The organism is Mucilaginibacter robiniae (assembly GCF_012849215.1).
GTDB lineage: Bacteria > Bacteroidota > Bacteroidia > Sphingobacteriales > Sphingobacteriaceae > Mucilaginibacter > Mucilaginibacter robiniae.
This window is the reverse complement of the sequence record NZ_CP051682.1, coordinates 1,188,440-1,204,582: the sequence shown is the minus strand read 5'-3', so window position 1 is coordinate 1,204,582 and position 16,143 is coordinate 1,188,440. Positions and strand designations below refer to the sequence as shown.

The following is a 16,143-nucleotide window of genomic DNA, read 5'->3' as shown; positions in this document are numbered from 1 at the left end:
GTATGAAGATATTGTTTGATCATCAGGTTTTTTCGTTACAGCGATATGGTGGTATATCCCGGTATTTTGCCAATTTAAACCAAGTCATTAACACTATTCCGGATAATAGCAGCCGTATAGCGGCTTTATATTCTAAGAATGAATACCTAAAAAAATATCAATTCCCGTTGAGCAATGCGGTAGGTAAAAGTTTGTTGGGTAGTAAGCAAAAGCGTAATTATGCCTGGAACCGCCGTTATTCCAGGTGGAACGTCAGGCTGGCCGATTATGATGTTTTTCATCCTACTTATTACGATCCATATTTTATTAAATATAAAAAGAAGCCATGTGTGGTTACCGTGCATGATATGGTACATGAGCTTTACCCGGAGTATTTTGCAGATGCAACCGAGATGATTAACCGTAAGCGAAAGGTAATACAACAAGCTGATGCATTAATTGCCATATCTGAACATACCCGTCAGGATATAATCAAAGTATATCCCGAACTGGCCAGTAAGATCACAGTAGTTTATCATGGCTATATATTCAACGAAAGTCAACCCGCTTACCTAGAGTTGCCCGAACAATACATATTATTTGTGGGCGAACGCTGGCATTACAAAAATTTTCCTTTATTCATTCAAGGTATGGCGCCTATACTTAAGGGTAATCAGTACCTGAATTTAATTTGTGCCGGTGGCGGTGCATTCAACGGTCATGAAATACAGCTTTTACAAAGCTATGGCATAGGCGCACAATGCCTACAAATGAACGTTACGGATAGTATTTTAAAACAACTTTATGCCCAAGCTCAATTGTTTGTTTTTCCATCATTGCTTGAAGGATTTGGCTTGCCCTTGCTGGAAGCCTTTGCCAGCGGATGCCCGGTAGCTTGTAGTGATACAACAGCTTTCCCCGAAGTGGGAGGCGATGCTGCTATCTACTTTGATCCGCAAAACATAGAAGCTATAAAAAGTGCTGTAAATCAAATATTGAGCAGTATTCCCTTACAACAGGAACTTAAACGTAAAGGCTTGCAGCAGTTGCAGCGTTTTGCCTTTGATGACTGTGTTCAAAATACGCTTAAGGTGTATCAATCTTTGTTGTAAAAAAATTAGGTTGCTCGTCTGTGCGGTATAGATAATTTTAGAACATCTGCTTACACTTGTAGAGCTAAATATTGCATTACCTCTTTTTTAGTACCAGTAAATGGCCCAGACGCTTCTATTTTCAAACTTGCCATAGCCGCGGCAAAACGGCCAGCCTGATCTATAGCGGCCCCTGTGCAGCGTTGATACAAGTAGCCAGCCATATAGGTATCGCCACATCCGGTAGCATCCACTACAGCACTAGGTGGATAAGCTGGAATATCGTAAAAGGTACCACCTGCATAAATAACTGAACCCATACTACCTAAGGTAATAACCACTTCCTTTACGCCCCAGTCGGCCAAAAGCTGAGCGCCCTCACGAATGTCTGTGCAGCCGGTAAGCACTTCCAATTCATGCTCATTAGCTTTTAAAATAGTAACTAAGCGCAAAGCTTCTTTTTTATCAGGCCAGTTGATAGCATGTACCTGCTGATCGCGTACTTCACGTAAATAGCCTTGAACATCTAAGGCAATCATGCCTTTATGAGCTAAATATTCAATTAAGTTTAATGGAATATCATCCGCCAGCAACGGACCTAAATGATAGTAGCGGGCCTGAACATCAGCTAGCTGATCTATGTTGAAAGGTGCTGCTTTTTGTAATACCCGCTGGGTACGATGATCTTGATTGTGTGAATAAATGTTTTCAAAAAATACGCTATGTGTACTGGGCAATGCTTTAATCGCAATGCCTTCCTGGCGGAGTTCAGTAACTGTAGTTAATTCTGTAATAGCAACGGCTGTTACTAAAGTATAATCTACCTGCATCTGGCTAATGGCTTTTGAAAAATAGTAAGCCGTACCACCGGGCATATAAATAGTTGAGTGCGGAGTTACTACTTTGTCCAAAGTGATATGACCTATACAGCAGATATCGTACATAGAGGTTATTTTATTCATTAAACAGCATGCTTGTGCACAAAAGTAAGAGCTTTTAAGTAATGGTCAATATAGCTGTGCTTATAATGTATCAGTAGCTACATGGTAGGTAGGATCTTCCATTATATTTACTTCAATTACATCATCCGCATTTTTGAGTAACATGCGGCATTCTTCACTTAAATGTTTTAAGTGTAATGTTTTGCCGGCCTGCTGGTAGCGCTCGGTAAGCTTATTGAGCGCCGCTATGGCCGACATATCCGCTACCCGGCTTTCTTTGAAATCGATAATCACTTCCGTAGGATCGGTAGCAACATCAAACTTTTCAGTAAATGCCGTTACCGAGCCAAAAAACAACGGACCAAATATTTCATAATGTTTAATGCCTGCGGCATCTACATACTTTCGTGCTCTGATACGTTTAGCACTTTCCCATGCAAAAACTAGTGCCGATATAATTACGCCAATAAGGACTGCTAAGGCTAAGTTATGCAGCCAAATGGTAATAATAGCTACCAAAATACCCACAAATACATCTTGCTTGGGCATTTTATTGATAACCCGAAGACTAAGCCATTCAAAGGTGCCAATAGCTACCATAATCATTACACCAGTTAGGGCAGCCATAGGTACACGTTCAATAACAGGTGCACCAAACAGGATAACGGCTAGAATAGTTAATGCAGCAATAATACCCGATAGGCGTGCGCGTGAACCAGCCGACAGATTAACTAAGGTTTGCGCAATCATGGGGCAGCCGCCCATACCAAAAAAGAAGCCGTTCAATATATTGGCACTACCTTGTGCTATGCATTCACGGTTGCTGTTGCCCCGGGTGGCTGTCATTTCATCTACCAGGTTCAGGGTGAGCAAGCCTTCAGTTAAGCCTACCCCAGCCATAATCAGAGCGTAAGGAAAAACAGTTTTTAAAGTATCTAAGCTAAATGGAACCTGTGGTATATGAAACGGCGGAAAACCGCCACTCACCGATGCAATATCTCTTACCGTTTTAGTATGAATGCCAAAAGATAACACCAGAATAAAAACAACAATAATGGCAACTAATGAGGGTGGAACCGCCTTGGTAAACTTAGGTAGTAACATTACAATAGCGATAGTTAGGGTCACCAGGCCAATCATAATCAGCAAAGGCTGGCCGGTAAGCCAGGTGGTATGGCCATTTATTACAGTTTTAAATTGCTCTACCTGAGCCATAAAAATGATTACGGCCAACCCATTTACAAAGCCATACATTACTGGTTGTGGAACCAATCTAATGAATTTTCCAAGCTTGAACAAGCCAATGAGTATTTGAATAATACCAGCTAGAGCTACAGCCGCAAAAACGTAGTCGAGTCCATGTGTTTTCATCAAGGCAATCAAAACTATTACTGTTGCACCAGCACCGCCAGAGATTAACCCGGGGCGGCCACCGAAGATAGAGGTCACCAATCCCATAATAAAAGCGGCATACAAACCTACCAGTGGGGGAAAGCCAGCCAGAATAGCGAAAGATAAAGACTCTGGCATCATGGTCATGGCTACAGTTAATCCGGCCAGTACTTCAGTTTTATAATTTATTTTTTGTGAAAAGTTGAAAAGGTGTAATGGGGAACTCGGCATACAATATCAGATAGTTAATGAAAAAAGGTAAATGAACGGAGGGATAACGTTAGCCATAGCGGCCTTTTGATTTAAGCTAAAGTTGGTGCTTGTTAACACTATATAAAAAAAAGCCTTCAGCTTCTGGCTGAAGGCTTCGTAGCCCGTAGGGGAATCGAACCCCTGTTTCAAGAATGAAAATCTTGCGTCCTAACCCCTAGACGAACGGGCCAATTAATGATTGGTTTAATAGTGAATAGCGAAATGAATAAACCTAAAATCTATTCACATTTCACTAATCACTAAAGTAGCCCGTAGGGGAATCGAACCCCTGTTTCAAGAATGAAAATCTTGCGTCCTAACCCCTAGACGAACGGGCCATGATGTAGGTGGAAGTTTGTATAACGTAATTTAAAGGTTAAAAAGTTATTTTACTTTAAATATTTTCTTTCCACTTCCGAAGAACAATCCCTTATTTTGGGTCTGCAAAGATATAGGTTTATCCATAAAATAAAAATATTAGAATAAAATTTTTCACTTTTTTTAGAAGTGAGATAGCAGCTGGTTAAACAAACAAAATTTTAGTTTTCGGTATTCTACGTACATCGTTCATGAAGCCCCTGGCTTTGTAAAAACGGAACGTTTTTTTGTTATGAAAGCCTTATGGAACAACCAGGTAATTGCCGAAAGCGATAGAACCATTGTGGTTGAAAATAACCACTATTTCCCCAAAGAAAGTGTCAATGCAGAGTTTTTGAAGTCTTCGGATACCCATACTACCTGCCCATGGAAGGGCTTAGCCTCTTATTACACCCTGCAGGTAGATGGTCAGCAAAATAAAGATGCTGCCTGGTATTATCCACAACCTAAAGACGCTGCAGGGCAGATTAAAGATTATGTAGCTTTCTGGAAAGGGGTAAAGGTAACCGAGTAATATGAAGCAGTACGATGTAATAATTATCGGTGCCGGTCAGGCCGGCGCTCCGTTAGCGCGTAAAATGGGTAAAGCTGGTAAAAAAACAGCTATTATTGAAAAACGCTTGGTAGGCGGAACCTGCGTAAACGATGGTTGTACGCCTACTAAGGCTATGATTGCCTCAGCACGAGCTGCTTACTTGGCTGGGCGATGCAACAACTTAGGGGTGCATATTGATGGCTACCAAGTAGATATGCCTCAAATTAAAAAGCGCAAGGATGCTATTGTGGAGCATTCACGGAGTGGTAATCAAAATAGCTTGGAAGAAGATAAAAACATTGATCTGATTTTTGGTGAAGCTTCCTTTACTGGCTCAAAAAATATTGCTATAAAATTGAATGATGGCGGTAGTGAAGAAATACAAGGCGATTTAATTTTCATTAACGCAGGTGCTAAAACTTCTATCCCGGATATTGAAGGTTTGCAGGATATGGATTATCTGACGTCAACCACCATATTGGATTTGGAAATTGTACCTGAACACATCCTGGTAATTGGCGGTAATTATATCGGGTTGGAATTTAGCCAAATGTTCAGGCGGTTTGGTAGTCAGATTACGCTGCTGGAACGTGGTCCGCGTATTATGAGCCGTGAGGATGAAGATGTAGCTAAGGAAATTCATGAGTTTTTGGAGGAGGAAGGCATTGCCATACATTCGCAAGCTCAAGCGGTAAAGTTTGAAAAGAGCGATAATGGAAAAATAATAGCTACCCTGAATCTGAATGGACTGCAAGAGCAACTAGAGTTTTCACATGTGTTAGTTGCTGCGGGTCGAGAACCGCAAAGCAAGGCTTTAAACTTGGAGGCAGCTGGTGTGGAGGTGGATGATAAAGGCTATATCAAAGTAAATGCAAAGCTGGAAACTAATGTACCCGGCATTTATGCTATGGGCGACATTAAGGGGGGGCCAGCGTTTACCCACATCTCGTACAATGATTATACAATTGTGTACCGCAACCTACTGCAAGGCGAAAAATTAACTACTGAAGATCGTCCTATTCCATATTGTATGTTTACTGACCCGCAACTGGGTAGGGTAGGTGTTACTGAAACTGAAGCCCGTAAGCTAGGACTTAATATTCAAACCACTGTTTTGAAAATGAGTAGTGTAGCTCGTGCAGTGGAAGTTGGTGAAACCCGTGGACTAATGAAAGCTGTAGTAAATGCTGATACCAAAGAAATTTTGGGCGTAGCTATCTTAGCTGAAGAAGGCGGTGAAATTATGTCAGTAATGCAGATGGCTATGGAAGGTGGCATTACGTACGATAGGATTCGATATTGTGTGTTTGCGCATCCAACTTATTCCGAATCGTTGAACAATTTGTTTATGAAGTTGGAAGAGTAAAGCACTGATTTTAGGTGATTGGATAGGTCCTCCCACCGTTGTCTGTGTCTTCATAGGCAACTAATTGGAGCCAAATGGAGTAGTCTTTTTTAATAAGTTATTGTCTGTGAAAACACAGACAATGGCGAGAAGGTGTACCTTACTAGGCTTATAAGTACCTCCAGCATAGAATAAACTAACAAGGGGGCCTAATCATGCCCCCTTGTTAGTTTACTAAGAGTTTAAAAGTTGTTATTGTAATGGTTTTATGGCATCATTAATTACTTTTACTGATGCCTGATCGTTTTGTTGGCTACGTTGGGTTTTGATGCTTTCCAGCACTGTGATAATGCGTGGTGCAATCCCTTGCGATTTGTAGCGTAAACCTAATTTCTGTAACTGCATTACGCTTTGCTGTACCAATTGCGGGTTACGTAAACGGCCTATGAAATCAGCATAGTTTCTAACCAAGCCTACTTTATCTTGCGGCTTAATCTCGTCATAAGTATGGTAAACATAGGGCCATTCAGCATCTGAGCCTAATTGGGTATAAATGTTCAGGATGACGGCAGCTAAATCACCTTCGCTATCTTTTTCCAAACTCTTGGCTAGTGTAAGGCCCGAAGCCGGATCGATCAAGGTTAAGCCGTATAAAGCAGAAGCCTGTACTGCGTACGATTGACTGTTTAACGCCTGTTTAAATAAGTTGGTATTGCCTGATGCTTTTAATGTAGCCAAGGCACCCAAAGCCGCAGCTCGTACTTGTGTTTTTTCATCGGTTTGTGCCATATTAGTTAATATAGGTACGGCTGCATTACGTACATCATCATTATCCAATTTCAAGGCGCTGATGGCTTTAATGCGTAAATCAAAGTATTTATCTTTTAAGGCTGCCAATATAATTTTACGGGCATTGGCATTATCAGCACTTTGGTTTTCGGCAAAATCAATAGCCTCAAAACGATCCATAAACAATGGTGCATGCTGGTACTGGAACCAATAAGTGTCTTCCGGCTTGTTGTCATTCTTTTTAGCCAGCAAAATTTTATCGGCATCTACATTCACCAAATCAGGCTTAACAGGCACTTTAAAGGTTAAGGTATCAGCCCGATCACGCATCCACACCTGATGGCGTTCGGTTTTACCTCCCGCATAAATATCCACATTGATGGGTAAGGTAAATACATCACCGGTTTGGTTTTGCTGTAAATAAACGGTTTGCGTGTGACTGCCAGTATCCCATTTGTAATCAATTTGTAGCAGTGGGTGGCCGGGTTTGTAATACCATTGGTTAAAGAACCAGTTCAGGTCGCGGCCACTGGCCTCTTCAAACGCTAAGCGCAATTGCTGGGCCTCACCATTTTTAAAGGCATTTGTTTTTAGGTAAATATTCAACCCTTTAAAGAAGGCTTCTTCACCCAAGTAATTACGCAACATATTTAATATGCGGCCACCTTTTTGGTAGCTTACCACATCAAACATGTCTTCTTTATCAGCATAATGGAAGCGCACTAGCGGTTTAGAAGCGGCGCTCGAATCAGATAAGTAACGTTGCAATTCCTCGTAGTTATGCGCATCGCCAGCATCTTTACCATGCTTGTGCTCGGCCCACAGTACCTCGCTAAAATCAGCAAAAGATTCATTTACCGTCAGGTTGCTCCAGCTTTCGCAGGTTACATAATCACCAAACCACTGGTGGAATAATTCATGGGCAATATCAATTTCACCTTCCGGATTGCCATCAATGAGTTCACGTCCGGTAGATTGTACTTGTTCACCATGCAAAGTAGCCGTAGTGTTTTCCATGGCGCCACTCACATAATCGCGCACTACAATTTGTGCGTATTTATTCCACGGGTAATCTACCCCCAAAATTTTAGAGTAAAATTCCATAATCTCTGGCGTGTACCCGAAGATGTCTTTAGCATAAGCTGCGTACTTAGGCTCCAGGTAATAATCGACTGGCTTATCGCGCCATTTATCATGATAGATCTTGAAATCGCCAATAGCCATCATAAACAGGTAAGGCGAATGAGGCAAATCCATTTTCCAGTTATCGGTACGGGTACCATCACCATTGTTTTTTTGCGATACCAGCTTACCATTAGATAAGGTAACGTATTTAGAAGGCACCGTCATGGTGATTTCTTCAGTAGTTTTCTGATCAGGCTTATCAATAGTCGGGAACCAAGCCGATGAAGCTTCAGTTTCTCCTTGCGTCCAGATTTGTACCGGCTTATCTTTTACTGTGCTATCCGGATTAATAAAGTATAAACCCTTAGCATCATTGATAGCCGCGCTGCCTTTGATTTTTAACTGATCGGGCTTGGAAGTGTAATTAATATACAGCGTATAAGTTTCATTGTTGCGGTACACCTTATCCAGGTGAATAGCCAGTGCCAGGCTGTCGTAAGTAAATTTAAGCGGAATCTTTTTACCGTTTTTTACTACAGCTAAGGTTTTAATGTCCATACCCTTAGCATCCAGTCGTAGGCTATCAGTAGGGTAAAGGTGTGGTTTCAGGGTTACCCATTCCTGGCCATACATATAGCGTTTTTTATAATCAAAACGCACATCTAGTTTGGTATGTACCAGGTCGTTGATTTTGGTTGGGGTTTCCCGATAAGTTTTTAGAGCTTCAGCCTTCTTTAAATTGGCAGGTACTTGCGCAGAAGCAGATTGCACTGCCGCTACAAAAAAGCCTGCTGCGAGAGTAGCCAATAATTTGCAATTAGTCATGTAGTTGATGTATCCTAGTAATAGTATAAACTTTTAATTCTACCAATGAACGAACGCTTTGCTATGCCTGAATATTTTTTCTTAGAGCCTAGTTTTGATAGAAGGGCTAAAAATAAAAAAATCCGGCCTAGATAAGCCGGATTCATAAATTATTCAGAAAAAGCAAACTTAGCAGTATTGCTCAAAAGCATCAATCAGGTTGTCGGCAATCATTTGTGCCGGACGGCCTTCAATTTGGTGACGCTCAATCATGTGCACCAATTTGCCATCTTTGAATAAAGCCATAGCAGGTGATGATGGCGGATAAGGCAGCATTAAACGACGGGCCTCATCAACAGCATCTTTTTCCATACCGGCAAATACCGTTACCAGTTTATCCGGATGTTTCTCGTGTTGAGCGGCCAGTTTAGCTGCCGGACGAGCCATAGCTGCCGCACAACCACATACCGAATTTACCATCACAAATACAGTACCTTCTCTTTCTACCGCGCTTTTTACTGCTTCTGCATCTTTCAACTCCTGAAAACCGGCATTGGTTAAATCAGCCCGCATAGGGGCAACAAAATATTCTGGATACATAGTAGTTTTAAATTATTTGTCACAAAAATACCTAAACTCCCGTAAAAAAGAATGTAGGGCTAAAATATTAACAATATACTGACGTTAAACCCCTATTAACATTTGGCAGGAAAAGTGAAATATGTACCCGCTGTGCGGAGCCAGTTGTTAAAAACCTGATTAGCAAACTAATTTAAACTATTAATGAACTTAAAACAAGCGGATTTAAGTAAAGAAGTACGTACAACAGGTAATCCCCTTCGGCCCAAAGTATTAGAAATCAGGGCACATTACTGGCGTGCACTGAAGGTATTTGTAGCCGTAACCATTGGGCTGGTTATAGCTTTAACGGTTACCATTGTGCAGCTAAATAAACAACACCATGTACAACAGGTTGAGAATACCCGACTGCAAAGCCAGGTATCAGCCTTGCAAAGCCAGATTGATGACGAAGTAAGTACATTGAATCTGGTTACTGCACAAAAAGACAGCAGTAACCTGAAAGCGCTAGGCTACATTGAAAGCATACAAGCTAAACTAAAAACCATTAACAACTATTTGAGTAAAAGAGGACTGAAAAGCGTTTCGTTCAAGGCAGTTAAAACCGGGCATAAATCTGCAAAGGCTACTACAAATCAACTGTATGAAAAATATAACCGTTATTTGGCTAAGTTAGAAGATGAAATAGCTGAGGTACCAATGGGTTATCCGCGTATCAGTGCTTTTACTTCATTTTTCGGTTATCGTGGCAATCCGTTCGAATTTGGCCGTAACGAGTTTCACCCCGGTTTGGATTTTCGTGGCAACGTAGGTGACCCAGTAAAATGTACGGCTAAAGGCCGGGTAATTTTTACAGGCCGTGCCGGTGGTTACGGTAACTGTGTACGTATTAAGCATATTGATAATATTGAAACTTGGTACGGGCATTTATCACACATTAACGTACGTGAGGGTCAGGAAGTAAGCGTGGGAGATATTATTGGCAAAGTAGGCTCAACTGGCCGTTCAACCGGTCCACATTTACATTACGAGGTAAGGCGTAACGGCAAGCCCGTTAATCCGAAAGAGTATTTGAGTTTGAATTAATTAAAGTCAAAAATCGAGCATATAGAATCAAGATCAAATGATTTTATAAATCAATAGTGCTTGTTGAAAGAGAAAAGAGGCTGTCTCATAAGGGACAGTCTCTTGTTGTTTTAGGATATTTTTGGTATCTTAAAGGCATGGGAGGCAAGATAGTCTTTAAGGAATATGATCCAGACCAGTTAACGTTTTTACCGTACAAACTGGAGGAACTGGTACCGACAGGTCATCCGGTCCGTATCGTTAAACAGGTCGTGGACGCGGTAGATGTCAAACCGATCAACCGGAAGTACAAAGGCGGCGGGGCGTCAAGTTTCCATCCCCGGCTGATGCTGAAGCTGCTGGTTTACGGCTATCTGACCAATACTTATTCCTCACGCAAACTGGAAGAACAGGCCGCGCAGAACGTACACTTCATGTGGCTTTTAGGGATGAAAAAGCCCGACCACAACACCATCAACCGTTTTCGCAGCGAGAAGTTGTCAGGCGTCTTAAAGCAGATCTTCTCACAAATCGTGTTGCTGCTCGAGCAGGAAGGTATCGTATCCTTGAAAGAAGCCGTTTTTACTGATGGTACCAAGATCGAATCAGCGGCGAACAAGTACACCTTCGTATGGGGCAAAAACATCAAGGCGAATAAAGATAAGATGAAAGCCCAGCTTGATGAACTGTGGGGTTATGCGCAAAGCATTGCCGCCGAAGAACTAAAAGATACAGCGCCCTTGGAATATAGTGAGATCAACCCGGAGAAAGTAAAGGAAACCATCTCAAAGATCAATGCAGCCTTAGATGATAAAGAAGACGTAGACAAAAAAGTAAAGCAAAAGCTGAACTACGCAAAGAAGCACTGGCCGGAGAGCCTGGCACGGTATGACGAGCAGGAAAAGTTATTAGCCGGCCGTAACAGCATGTCAAAGACCGACCCGGATGCCACCTTCATGCGGATGAAGGAAGACCATATGCTGAACGGACAACTTAAGCCGGCCTATAACCTGCAGATATCCACCCAGGAGCAATTCATCCTTAATTATACCCTGCATCAAACCTCAACCGATTACCAAACCTTGTCTTCCCATATTGAACAATACCAAGCCTTATATAAAGACCTGCCCAAAGCCATTGTTGCCGACGCCGGCTACGGATCGGATGAGAACTACGGTGTGTTAGCGCGAAAAGGCATTGAGGCTTACATCAAATACAATACGTTCGATAAGGAACAAAAGGACGGTATCAAAGCGTTCAGTAACGACAGCCTGCATTATAACGAAGCGGAGAATTACCTTGTTTGTCCGATAGGTCAATGGATGGCGCATATCGGTAACGGTCAGCGAGTCACTTCATCTGGTTTTGTACAACTGATCAGCCGTTACCGTGCCCAGAACTGTGAAGGTTGCCCGATGCGTGGTGTTTGCCATACTACACAGGGTAACCGGGTCGTTGAGATCAACCACAGCCTAAGACAACATAAACAGGCAGCCAAAGAACGGTTGAATACAGAACAGGGTATCAACCTCAGGAAACGAAGGCCGGCCGATGTGGAACCGGTATTCGCCCAATTAAAGCATAACCATGGCTTCAGACGATTCCTGCTGAAAGGGATGTCCAAGGCCGAGGTCGAAATCGGCTTATTATCCATCGCACATAACCTAAGAAAATGGAAAACCTGAAAACAAGCTTTTTATAGACTTTTAGAACCTGTTAGAATCAATCCCCGGTTCTTAAACGGCTGCTGACATCTTTCACTCAACCTTCCAACCAAAAATCATAACTAAATAAAAAACCGCCTCATATTTGACTTATGAGACGGCCTCTCTTTTATATCTTGAATCTATATTCTTGATTCTTGACTCTCATTTTGTTTAACCCGTTGATATTCTCTACCTTTGCATTTCTAAAAACAGATAAATACTATGTCATCATCAGTAGAAACTGCCTACGTAAAAAACAAAGTAAAAGATCTTTCGCTGGCCGAATGGGGTCGTAAAGAAATACAACTAGCTGAGGCCGAAATGCCAGGTCTGATGGCACTGCGTGCTGAATACAGTCCGTCACAACCGTTGAAAGGTGCTCGCATTGCCGGCTGTCTGCACATGACTATCCAGACTGCCGTTTTAATTGAAACGCTGATTGCCTTAGGTGCTGAAGTTACCTGGTCATCTTGCAATATATTTTCTACTCAAGATCATGCCGCTGCTGCCATTGCTGCTGCCGGTATTTCAGTTTATGCTTGGAAAGGTATGAACGCCGAAGAGTTTGACTGGTGCATTGAGCAAACCCTGCACTTTGGGGAAGACCGCCAGCCATTGAATATGATTTTAGATGACGGTGGTGACCTGACCAACATGGTATTGGATAAATATCCTGAACTGGTGGGCGCTATTAAAGGTTTATCTGAAGAAACCACTACCGGTGTACACCGTTTATACGAGCGTGTTAAAAATGGTATCCTGCCAATGCCGGCTATCAACGTAAACGATTCAGTTACCAAATCAAAATTCGATAACAAATACGGTTGCCGCGAATCATTAGTAGATGCTATTCGCCGTGCTACCGACGTAATGATGGCTGGTAAAGTAGCTGTAGTTTGCGGTTATGGCGACGTGGGTAAAGGTTCGGCCGATTCATTGCGTAATGCTGGTGTTCGGGTTATTGTAACCGAAATTGACCCAATTTGTGCTTTGCAAGCTGCTATGGAAGGCTTTGAAGTGAAAAAACTTTCAACTGCTATTCCTGAAGCCGACATTGTAGTAACTGCTACTGGTAACTGTGATATTGTACGCGAACAACATTTCCGTGCCCTGAAGGACAAAGCTATTGTTTGTAACATCGGTCACTTTGACAACGAAATTGATATGGCTTGGTTAAACGGTGCTTACGGTGATAGCAAAGTAGAAATCAAACCTCAGGTTGATAAATATACCGTTGAAGGTAAAGACATTATTGTACTGGCCGAAGGCCGTTTAGTAAACTTGGGCTGTGCTACTGGTCACCCAAGCTTTGTAATGTCAAACTCGTTCACTAACCAAACTTTAGCTCAGTTAGAGTTATGGACCAACGGTGAAGCTTACGAAAATAAAGTTTATACTTTGCCTAAACACCTGGACGAAAAGGTAGCCCGCCTGCACTTAGCTAAAATTGGTGTAGAGCTGGAAGAATTAGACCAGGAACAAGCTGATTACATTGGCGTACCTATTAATGGTCCGTTCAAGCCAGAGTACTACCGATACTAATTATTAGGTACTGCATAAAAGAAAAGGGGAATAGTTATAAAAAACTATTCCCCTTTTCTTTGAATAACCGCTTAGAAAAAGTAGCTTTAAAAAAAGTCTCTATGAACCTGCAACCTTTTAATACGCTGTCACCATTCACCAAGCAAATGCTAAGTGCTATAGTTATCGTTTTCGCTGTAATTTTTCTTGCTCATAAAGGCTTTGAATTTGGTCAGTGGCTGGCATCGCGCTAGTACTTACAGCCTCATTTAATTTGCTCAAATGGTATATTGATAATAGGGTACTGCTGCCAGTCTTTATAATCAAAATGCCACCATTCGTAAGGGTAAACTGCAAAGCCATGGGCTTCCATTTTGGCTCTTAATAAATCGCGCATTTGGCGTTGTGTTACAGTGCCGCCAGTATAGTTGGGGTAAGCGCGTTCGGTCATTTCATCGTAGCCGCTGGGCATCTCTATTTCACGACCGGTTTTTAAATCATACAAACTTAAATCTACCGCACAGCCTCGGTTGTGCCGTGAGCCTTTTTTTGGGTCGGCTACAAACTTCTTTTTATCAATAGGAGTAATATCCCAAAAACGTTTGGTTACCTGCCAGGGGCGGTAGCCATCAAAAATAACCAAGCCATAACCTAATTGCTTAAATTTCTGGTTCACCTGTGCCAAAGCCATAGCTGCAGCACGCTGTAAAAAGGCTCTGGGTTGCCGATATACTCGTTGCCCGGTAAAGTTGTTGGTAGTGGCATACCGAATATCTAACTTCAAGCTAGGGTCAATTTGAGTAAGCTCAACCAATTCGGCTGATCTAAAATTGCCTTTTTCATGAGGCATCTGGGTGGTACAACTGACTATGCTATATAGCAGTGCAAGGTGATAAAAAGCTAAGCTAAGTTTCATAATGTGCAGGCCATTTATAAGCAATTTAACCAGTTTTGAATTAAATAGACAATATGGTCGGACTTTTTAGCCCAGCTAAAATGGTAAGGTGCTTCGAGACCAAATTGTGCAGGCGTAAGATGCTGGTGTATAATGTATGCTTCGGGATTCAGCTTGTTTATAAAATTTATTACAGAATTTCTACTGGCTAAATCATCGTGAGCTATAGATATGGCTAATACTGGCAATTGTAACTGTTTCATGGCTGCATCGTAATTATAGGTTGAATTAGTTAAGCGGTAGCAGCCAGTTAGCGCATTGTTGCACCAGTCTTTCATTACTATTCGGGCTTCTCGGTCGCCAAAGCCAAGCCGATTGCCCGGAAAGTAGCCCATTAACTCACTAATCAGATAAAACGTACAACCTGCGCCAAATACTTTAACCGCTTGCCACCCCTGCCAGCCCCGATAATGTACCGAGCAGGTCGTTATTAATATGATACCACTTACCATTTCCGGATACCGGCTGGCATACAAAGTACCTACTTGCCCACCTAAGCTGTGCCCTAAAATAAACTTCTTGTTGCCGGGAAATTTACGTTCAGCTGTAAGCATTAAATCATAAATATCATCAATTAAACGTTGGTAGCCAAAGTTGCTTTGTCGCGAAGCTCGGATGCTGGAACTGCCATGGCCGCGCCAGTCGCAGGTAATGACATGGAAGCCTGCACGCTTTAAGTTTTCAGCAAAACGTTTATAGAAAGTTGCTTTAACACCCATAGCTGGCAAGCAAATCATCACCGGTGCATCAAGCTTAGAAGCCTGAAAAATGGAGATTTTATTTTTTGCACCATCGTTATGGGTGATAGTTAGCATAAGAGTAAGGTTTAGGTGTGAAATTATCAACTGCCTGTTTGTGACTTTGAGTTACTGATGATATATAGTACGTTAGGCACAATGATGATAAATGTAAGCTTATCAATAGCAAGATGCAACCTTCATTTGTGTTTTGCTAATTAGGAGTAAGTTTTAGCTAACTGCTTAAAGGCGCTGCTTTTAATCTACTATATTAGCCTACTTGCATAACAGGTTATGTTTTTTCATTTCAGAAACAGTTTTCCTCAACTAAATGCCTACTGGGATAAATATTTGCCCTTTCAGAAACGAATGGAAGTGCCGGCTAAGTATGTTTTATTGGAAGAAGGCAAAGTTTCTCAAAACTATATTTTCATTGAAAAAGGCTGCGTACGAACGTACTTTAACAAAAATGGAGAAGAAAAAACGGTACAGTTCTTATTTGAAAATGAGGGGTTAACTTCCTTTGATAGTTTTATTAATCATGTCTCTAGTGTGTTCACTATTGAAACCATAGAACCTTCGGTTATTTATCTGCTTCCCAAAATGTACGTACTGCAATTGATCGAGGAGTTGAGCCAGAAGCCTGATTTTACACAAATGGTTTTACAGATGTCAGCCCAGCGACAAACGCACTATATCAATGAGTTTGTTTCCTTTATTCGTGACACACCCGAAGAACGTTACCAAAATTTATTAAACGAAAGGCCGCATATTGTACAGCGGGTGCCGCAGCATTACATTGCTTCTTATTTGGGTGTGAGTACTGTACACCTCAGTCGTATCAAAAGTAAGCTGGCTAAAGGTAAACTGCACTTTTGAACTTGATAACATATGTTATCGTCACGACGTTGTTCTCTGATCTAATTTTGGCTCAACCAAATAAAAAGAA

14 protein-coding genes and 2 tRNA genes are annotated in these 16,143 nt (G+C 41.8%); 8 read left to right on the top strand and 8 right to left on the bottom strand.

Going from position 1 to position 16,143, the window contains the following annotated elements:
• The first annotated feature begins 2 nt into the window (after nt 1–2).
• A complete protein-coding gene (locus HH214_RS05295; protein ID WP_169606341.1) occupies nt 3–1,091 on the top strand; it encodes a glycosyltransferase family 4 protein in 1,089 nt (362 codons plus the stop codon).
• A gap of 50 nt (nt 1,092–1,141) precedes the next feature.
• Here the strand turns inward: HH214_RS05295 and HH214_RS05290 are convergent, their stop codons facing one another.
• From HH214_RS05290 to HH214_RS05275, 4 genes are all read right to left on the bottom strand, one after another.
• Nucleotides 1,142–2,032: a PfkB family carbohydrate kinase gene (locus HH214_RS05290; protein WP_248282213.1), complete on the bottom strand. Its 891-nt coding sequence runs from the start codon at nt 2,030–2,032 to the stop codon at nt 1,142–1,144.
• A 60-nt stretch (nt 2,033–2,092) separates the two neighbouring features.
• A complete protein-coding gene (locus HH214_RS05285; protein ID WP_169606340.1) occupies nt 2,093–3,634 on the bottom strand; it encodes a SulP family inorganic anion transporter in 1,542 nt (513 codons plus the stop codon).
• Between the two features lie 139 nt (nt 3,635–3,773).
• Nucleotides 3,774–3,845: transfer RNA gene (locus HH214_RS05280), tRNA-Glu, on the bottom strand.
• 76 nt (nt 3,846–3,921) lie between these two features.
• Nucleotides 3,922–3,993, bottom strand: a tRNA-Glu gene (locus HH214_RS05275).
• A gap of 272 nt (nt 3,994–4,265) precedes the next feature.
• Here HH214_RS05275 and HH214_RS05270 point away from each other — a divergent pair.
• Nucleotides 4,266–4,547, top strand: a complete 282-nt coding sequence (locus HH214_RS05270; protein WP_169606339.1) for a DUF427 domain-containing protein — start codon at nt 4,266–4,268, stop codon at nt 4,545–4,547.
• A gap of 1 nt (nt 4,548) precedes the next feature.
• Entirely contained in the window at nt 4,549–5,934 is a 1,386-nt protein-coding gene (locus tag HH214_RS05265) for a mercuric reductase (RefSeq protein WP_169606338.1), read from the top strand.
• A 231-nt stretch (nt 5,935–6,165) separates the two neighbouring features.
• Here the strand turns inward: HH214_RS05265 and HH214_RS05260 are convergent, their stop codons facing one another.
• Together HH214_RS05260 and HH214_RS05255 are read right to left on the bottom strand one after the other, a co-directional pair.
• Nucleotides 6,166–8,652 (bottom strand): M1 family metallopeptidase, encoded by a 2,487-nt coding sequence (locus HH214_RS05260; protein ID WP_169606337.1) that lies wholly within the window; start codon nt 8,650–8,652, stop codon nt 6,166–6,168.
• A gap of 168 nt (nt 8,653–8,820) precedes the next feature.
• Complete coding sequence (locus HH214_RS05255; protein WP_169606336.1) at nt 8,821–9,231, bottom strand: BrxA/BrxB family bacilliredoxin; 411 nt, start codon at nt 9,229–9,231, stop codon at nt 8,821–8,823.
• A gap of 183 nt (nt 9,232–9,414) precedes the next feature.
• Between HH214_RS05255 and HH214_RS21920 the strand changes: the two genes are divergently transcribed.
• The 4 genes from HH214_RS21920 (at nt 9,415) to HH214_RS05235 (ending at nt 13,756) form a co-directional block, all read left to right on the top strand.
• On the top strand, nt 9,415–10,296 hold the full coding sequence (locus tag HH214_RS21920; protein ID WP_211166313.1) for a M23 family metallopeptidase: 882 nt from the start codon (nt 9,415–9,417) through the stop codon (nt 10,294–10,296).
• A 137-nt stretch (nt 10,297–10,433) separates the two neighbouring features.
• Nucleotides 10,434–11,960 carry an IS1182 family transposase gene (locus tag HH214_RS05245; protein ID WP_169606335.1) on the top strand — a complete coding sequence of 509 codons (1,527 nt, stop codon included), beginning with the start codon at nt 10,434–10,436 and terminating at the stop codon, nt 11,958–11,960.
• Between the two features lie 243 nt (nt 11,961–12,203).
• Nucleotides 12,204–13,523 (top strand): adenosylhomocysteinase, encoded by a 1,320-nt coding sequence (ahcY, locus tag HH214_RS05240; protein ID WP_169606334.1) that lies wholly within the window; start codon nt 12,204–12,206, stop codon nt 13,521–13,523.
• Nucleotides 13,524–13,582: 59 nt separating this feature from the next.
• Nucleotides 13,583–13,756, top strand: coding sequence for a hypothetical protein (locus HH214_RS05235; RefSeq protein WP_169606333.1), 174 nt, complete (start codon nt 13,583–13,585; stop codon nt 13,754–13,756).
• 11 nt (nt 13,757–13,767) lie between these two features.
• Here HH214_RS05235 and HH214_RS05230 read toward each other — a convergent pair whose 3' ends face one another.
• Together HH214_RS05230 and HH214_RS05225 are read right to left on the bottom strand one after the other, a co-directional pair.
• Entirely contained in the window at nt 13,768–14,418 is a 651-nt protein-coding gene (locus HH214_RS05230; protein WP_169606332.1) for a M15 family metallopeptidase, read from the bottom strand.
• Between the two features lie 14 nt (nt 14,419–14,432).
• Nucleotides 14,433–15,272: an alpha/beta hydrolase family protein gene (locus HH214_RS05225; RefSeq protein ID WP_169606331.1), complete on the bottom strand. Its 840-nt coding sequence runs from the start codon at nt 15,270–15,272 to the stop codon at nt 14,433–14,435.
• Nucleotides 15,273–15,488: 216 nt separating this feature from the next.
• Here HH214_RS05225 and HH214_RS05220 point away from each other — a divergent pair, with 216 nt between their 5' ends.
• The gene (locus HH214_RS05220; RefSeq protein WP_169606330.1) at nt 15,489–16,073 is read left to right on the top strand and encodes a Crp/Fnr family transcriptional regulator; all 585 of its coding nucleotides are present in this window, start codon (nt 15,489–15,491) and stop codon (nt 16,071–16,073) included.
• Nucleotides 16,074–16,143 lie beyond the last annotated feature (70 nt).

Bases quoted from the DNA above. Each gene is read 5' to 3' on its own strand.
- HH214_RS05230 (WP_169606332.1), bottom strand. From the start codon at position 14,418: ATGAAACTTAGCTTAGCTTTTTATCACCTTGCACTGCTATATAGCATA.
- HH214_RS05265 (WP_169606338.1), top strand. From the start codon at position 4,549: ATGAAGCAGTACGATGTAATAATTATCGGTGCCGGTCAGGCCGGCGCT.
- HH214_RS05245 (WP_169606335.1), top strand. From the start codon at position 10,434: ATGGGAGGCAAGATAGTCTTTAAGGAATATGATCCAGACCAGTTAACG.
- HH214_RS05290 (WP_248282213.1), bottom strand. From the start codon at position 2,032: ATGAATAAAATAACCTCTATGTACGATATCTGCTGTATAGGTCATATC.
- HH214_RS05225 (WP_169606331.1), bottom strand. From the start codon at position 15,272: ATGCTAACTATCACCCATAACGATGGTGCAAAAAATAAAATCTCCATT.
- HH214_RS21920 (WP_211166313.1), top strand. From the start codon at position 9,415: ATGAACTTAAAACAAGCGGATTTAAGTAAAGAAGTACGTACAACAGGT.
- HH214_RS05255 (WP_169606336.1), bottom strand. From the start codon at position 9,231: ATGTATCCAGAATATTTTGTTGCCCCTATGCGGGCTGATTTAACCAAT.
- ahcY (WP_169606334.1), top strand. From the start codon at position 12,204: ATGTCATCATCAGTAGAAACTGCCTACGTAAAAAACAAAGTAAAAGAT.
- HH214_RS05220 (WP_169606330.1), top strand. From the start codon at position 15,489: ATGTTTTTTCATTTCAGAAACAGTTTTCCTCAACTAAATGCCTACTGG.
- HH214_RS05295 (WP_169606341.1), top strand. From the start codon at position 3: ATGAAGATATTGTTTGATCATCAGGTTTTTTCGTTACAGCGATATGGT.
- HH214_RS05260 (WP_169606337.1), bottom strand. From the start codon at position 8,652: ATGACTAATTGCAAATTATTGGCTACTCTCGCAGCAGGCTTTTTTGTA.
- HH214_RS05270 (WP_169606339.1), top strand. From the start codon at position 4,266: ATGAAAGCCTTATGGAACAACCAGGTAATTGCCGAAAGCGATAGAACC.
- HH214_RS05285 (WP_169606340.1), bottom strand. From the start codon at position 3,634: ATGCCGAGTTCCCCATTACACCTTTTCAACTTTTCACAAAAAATAAAT.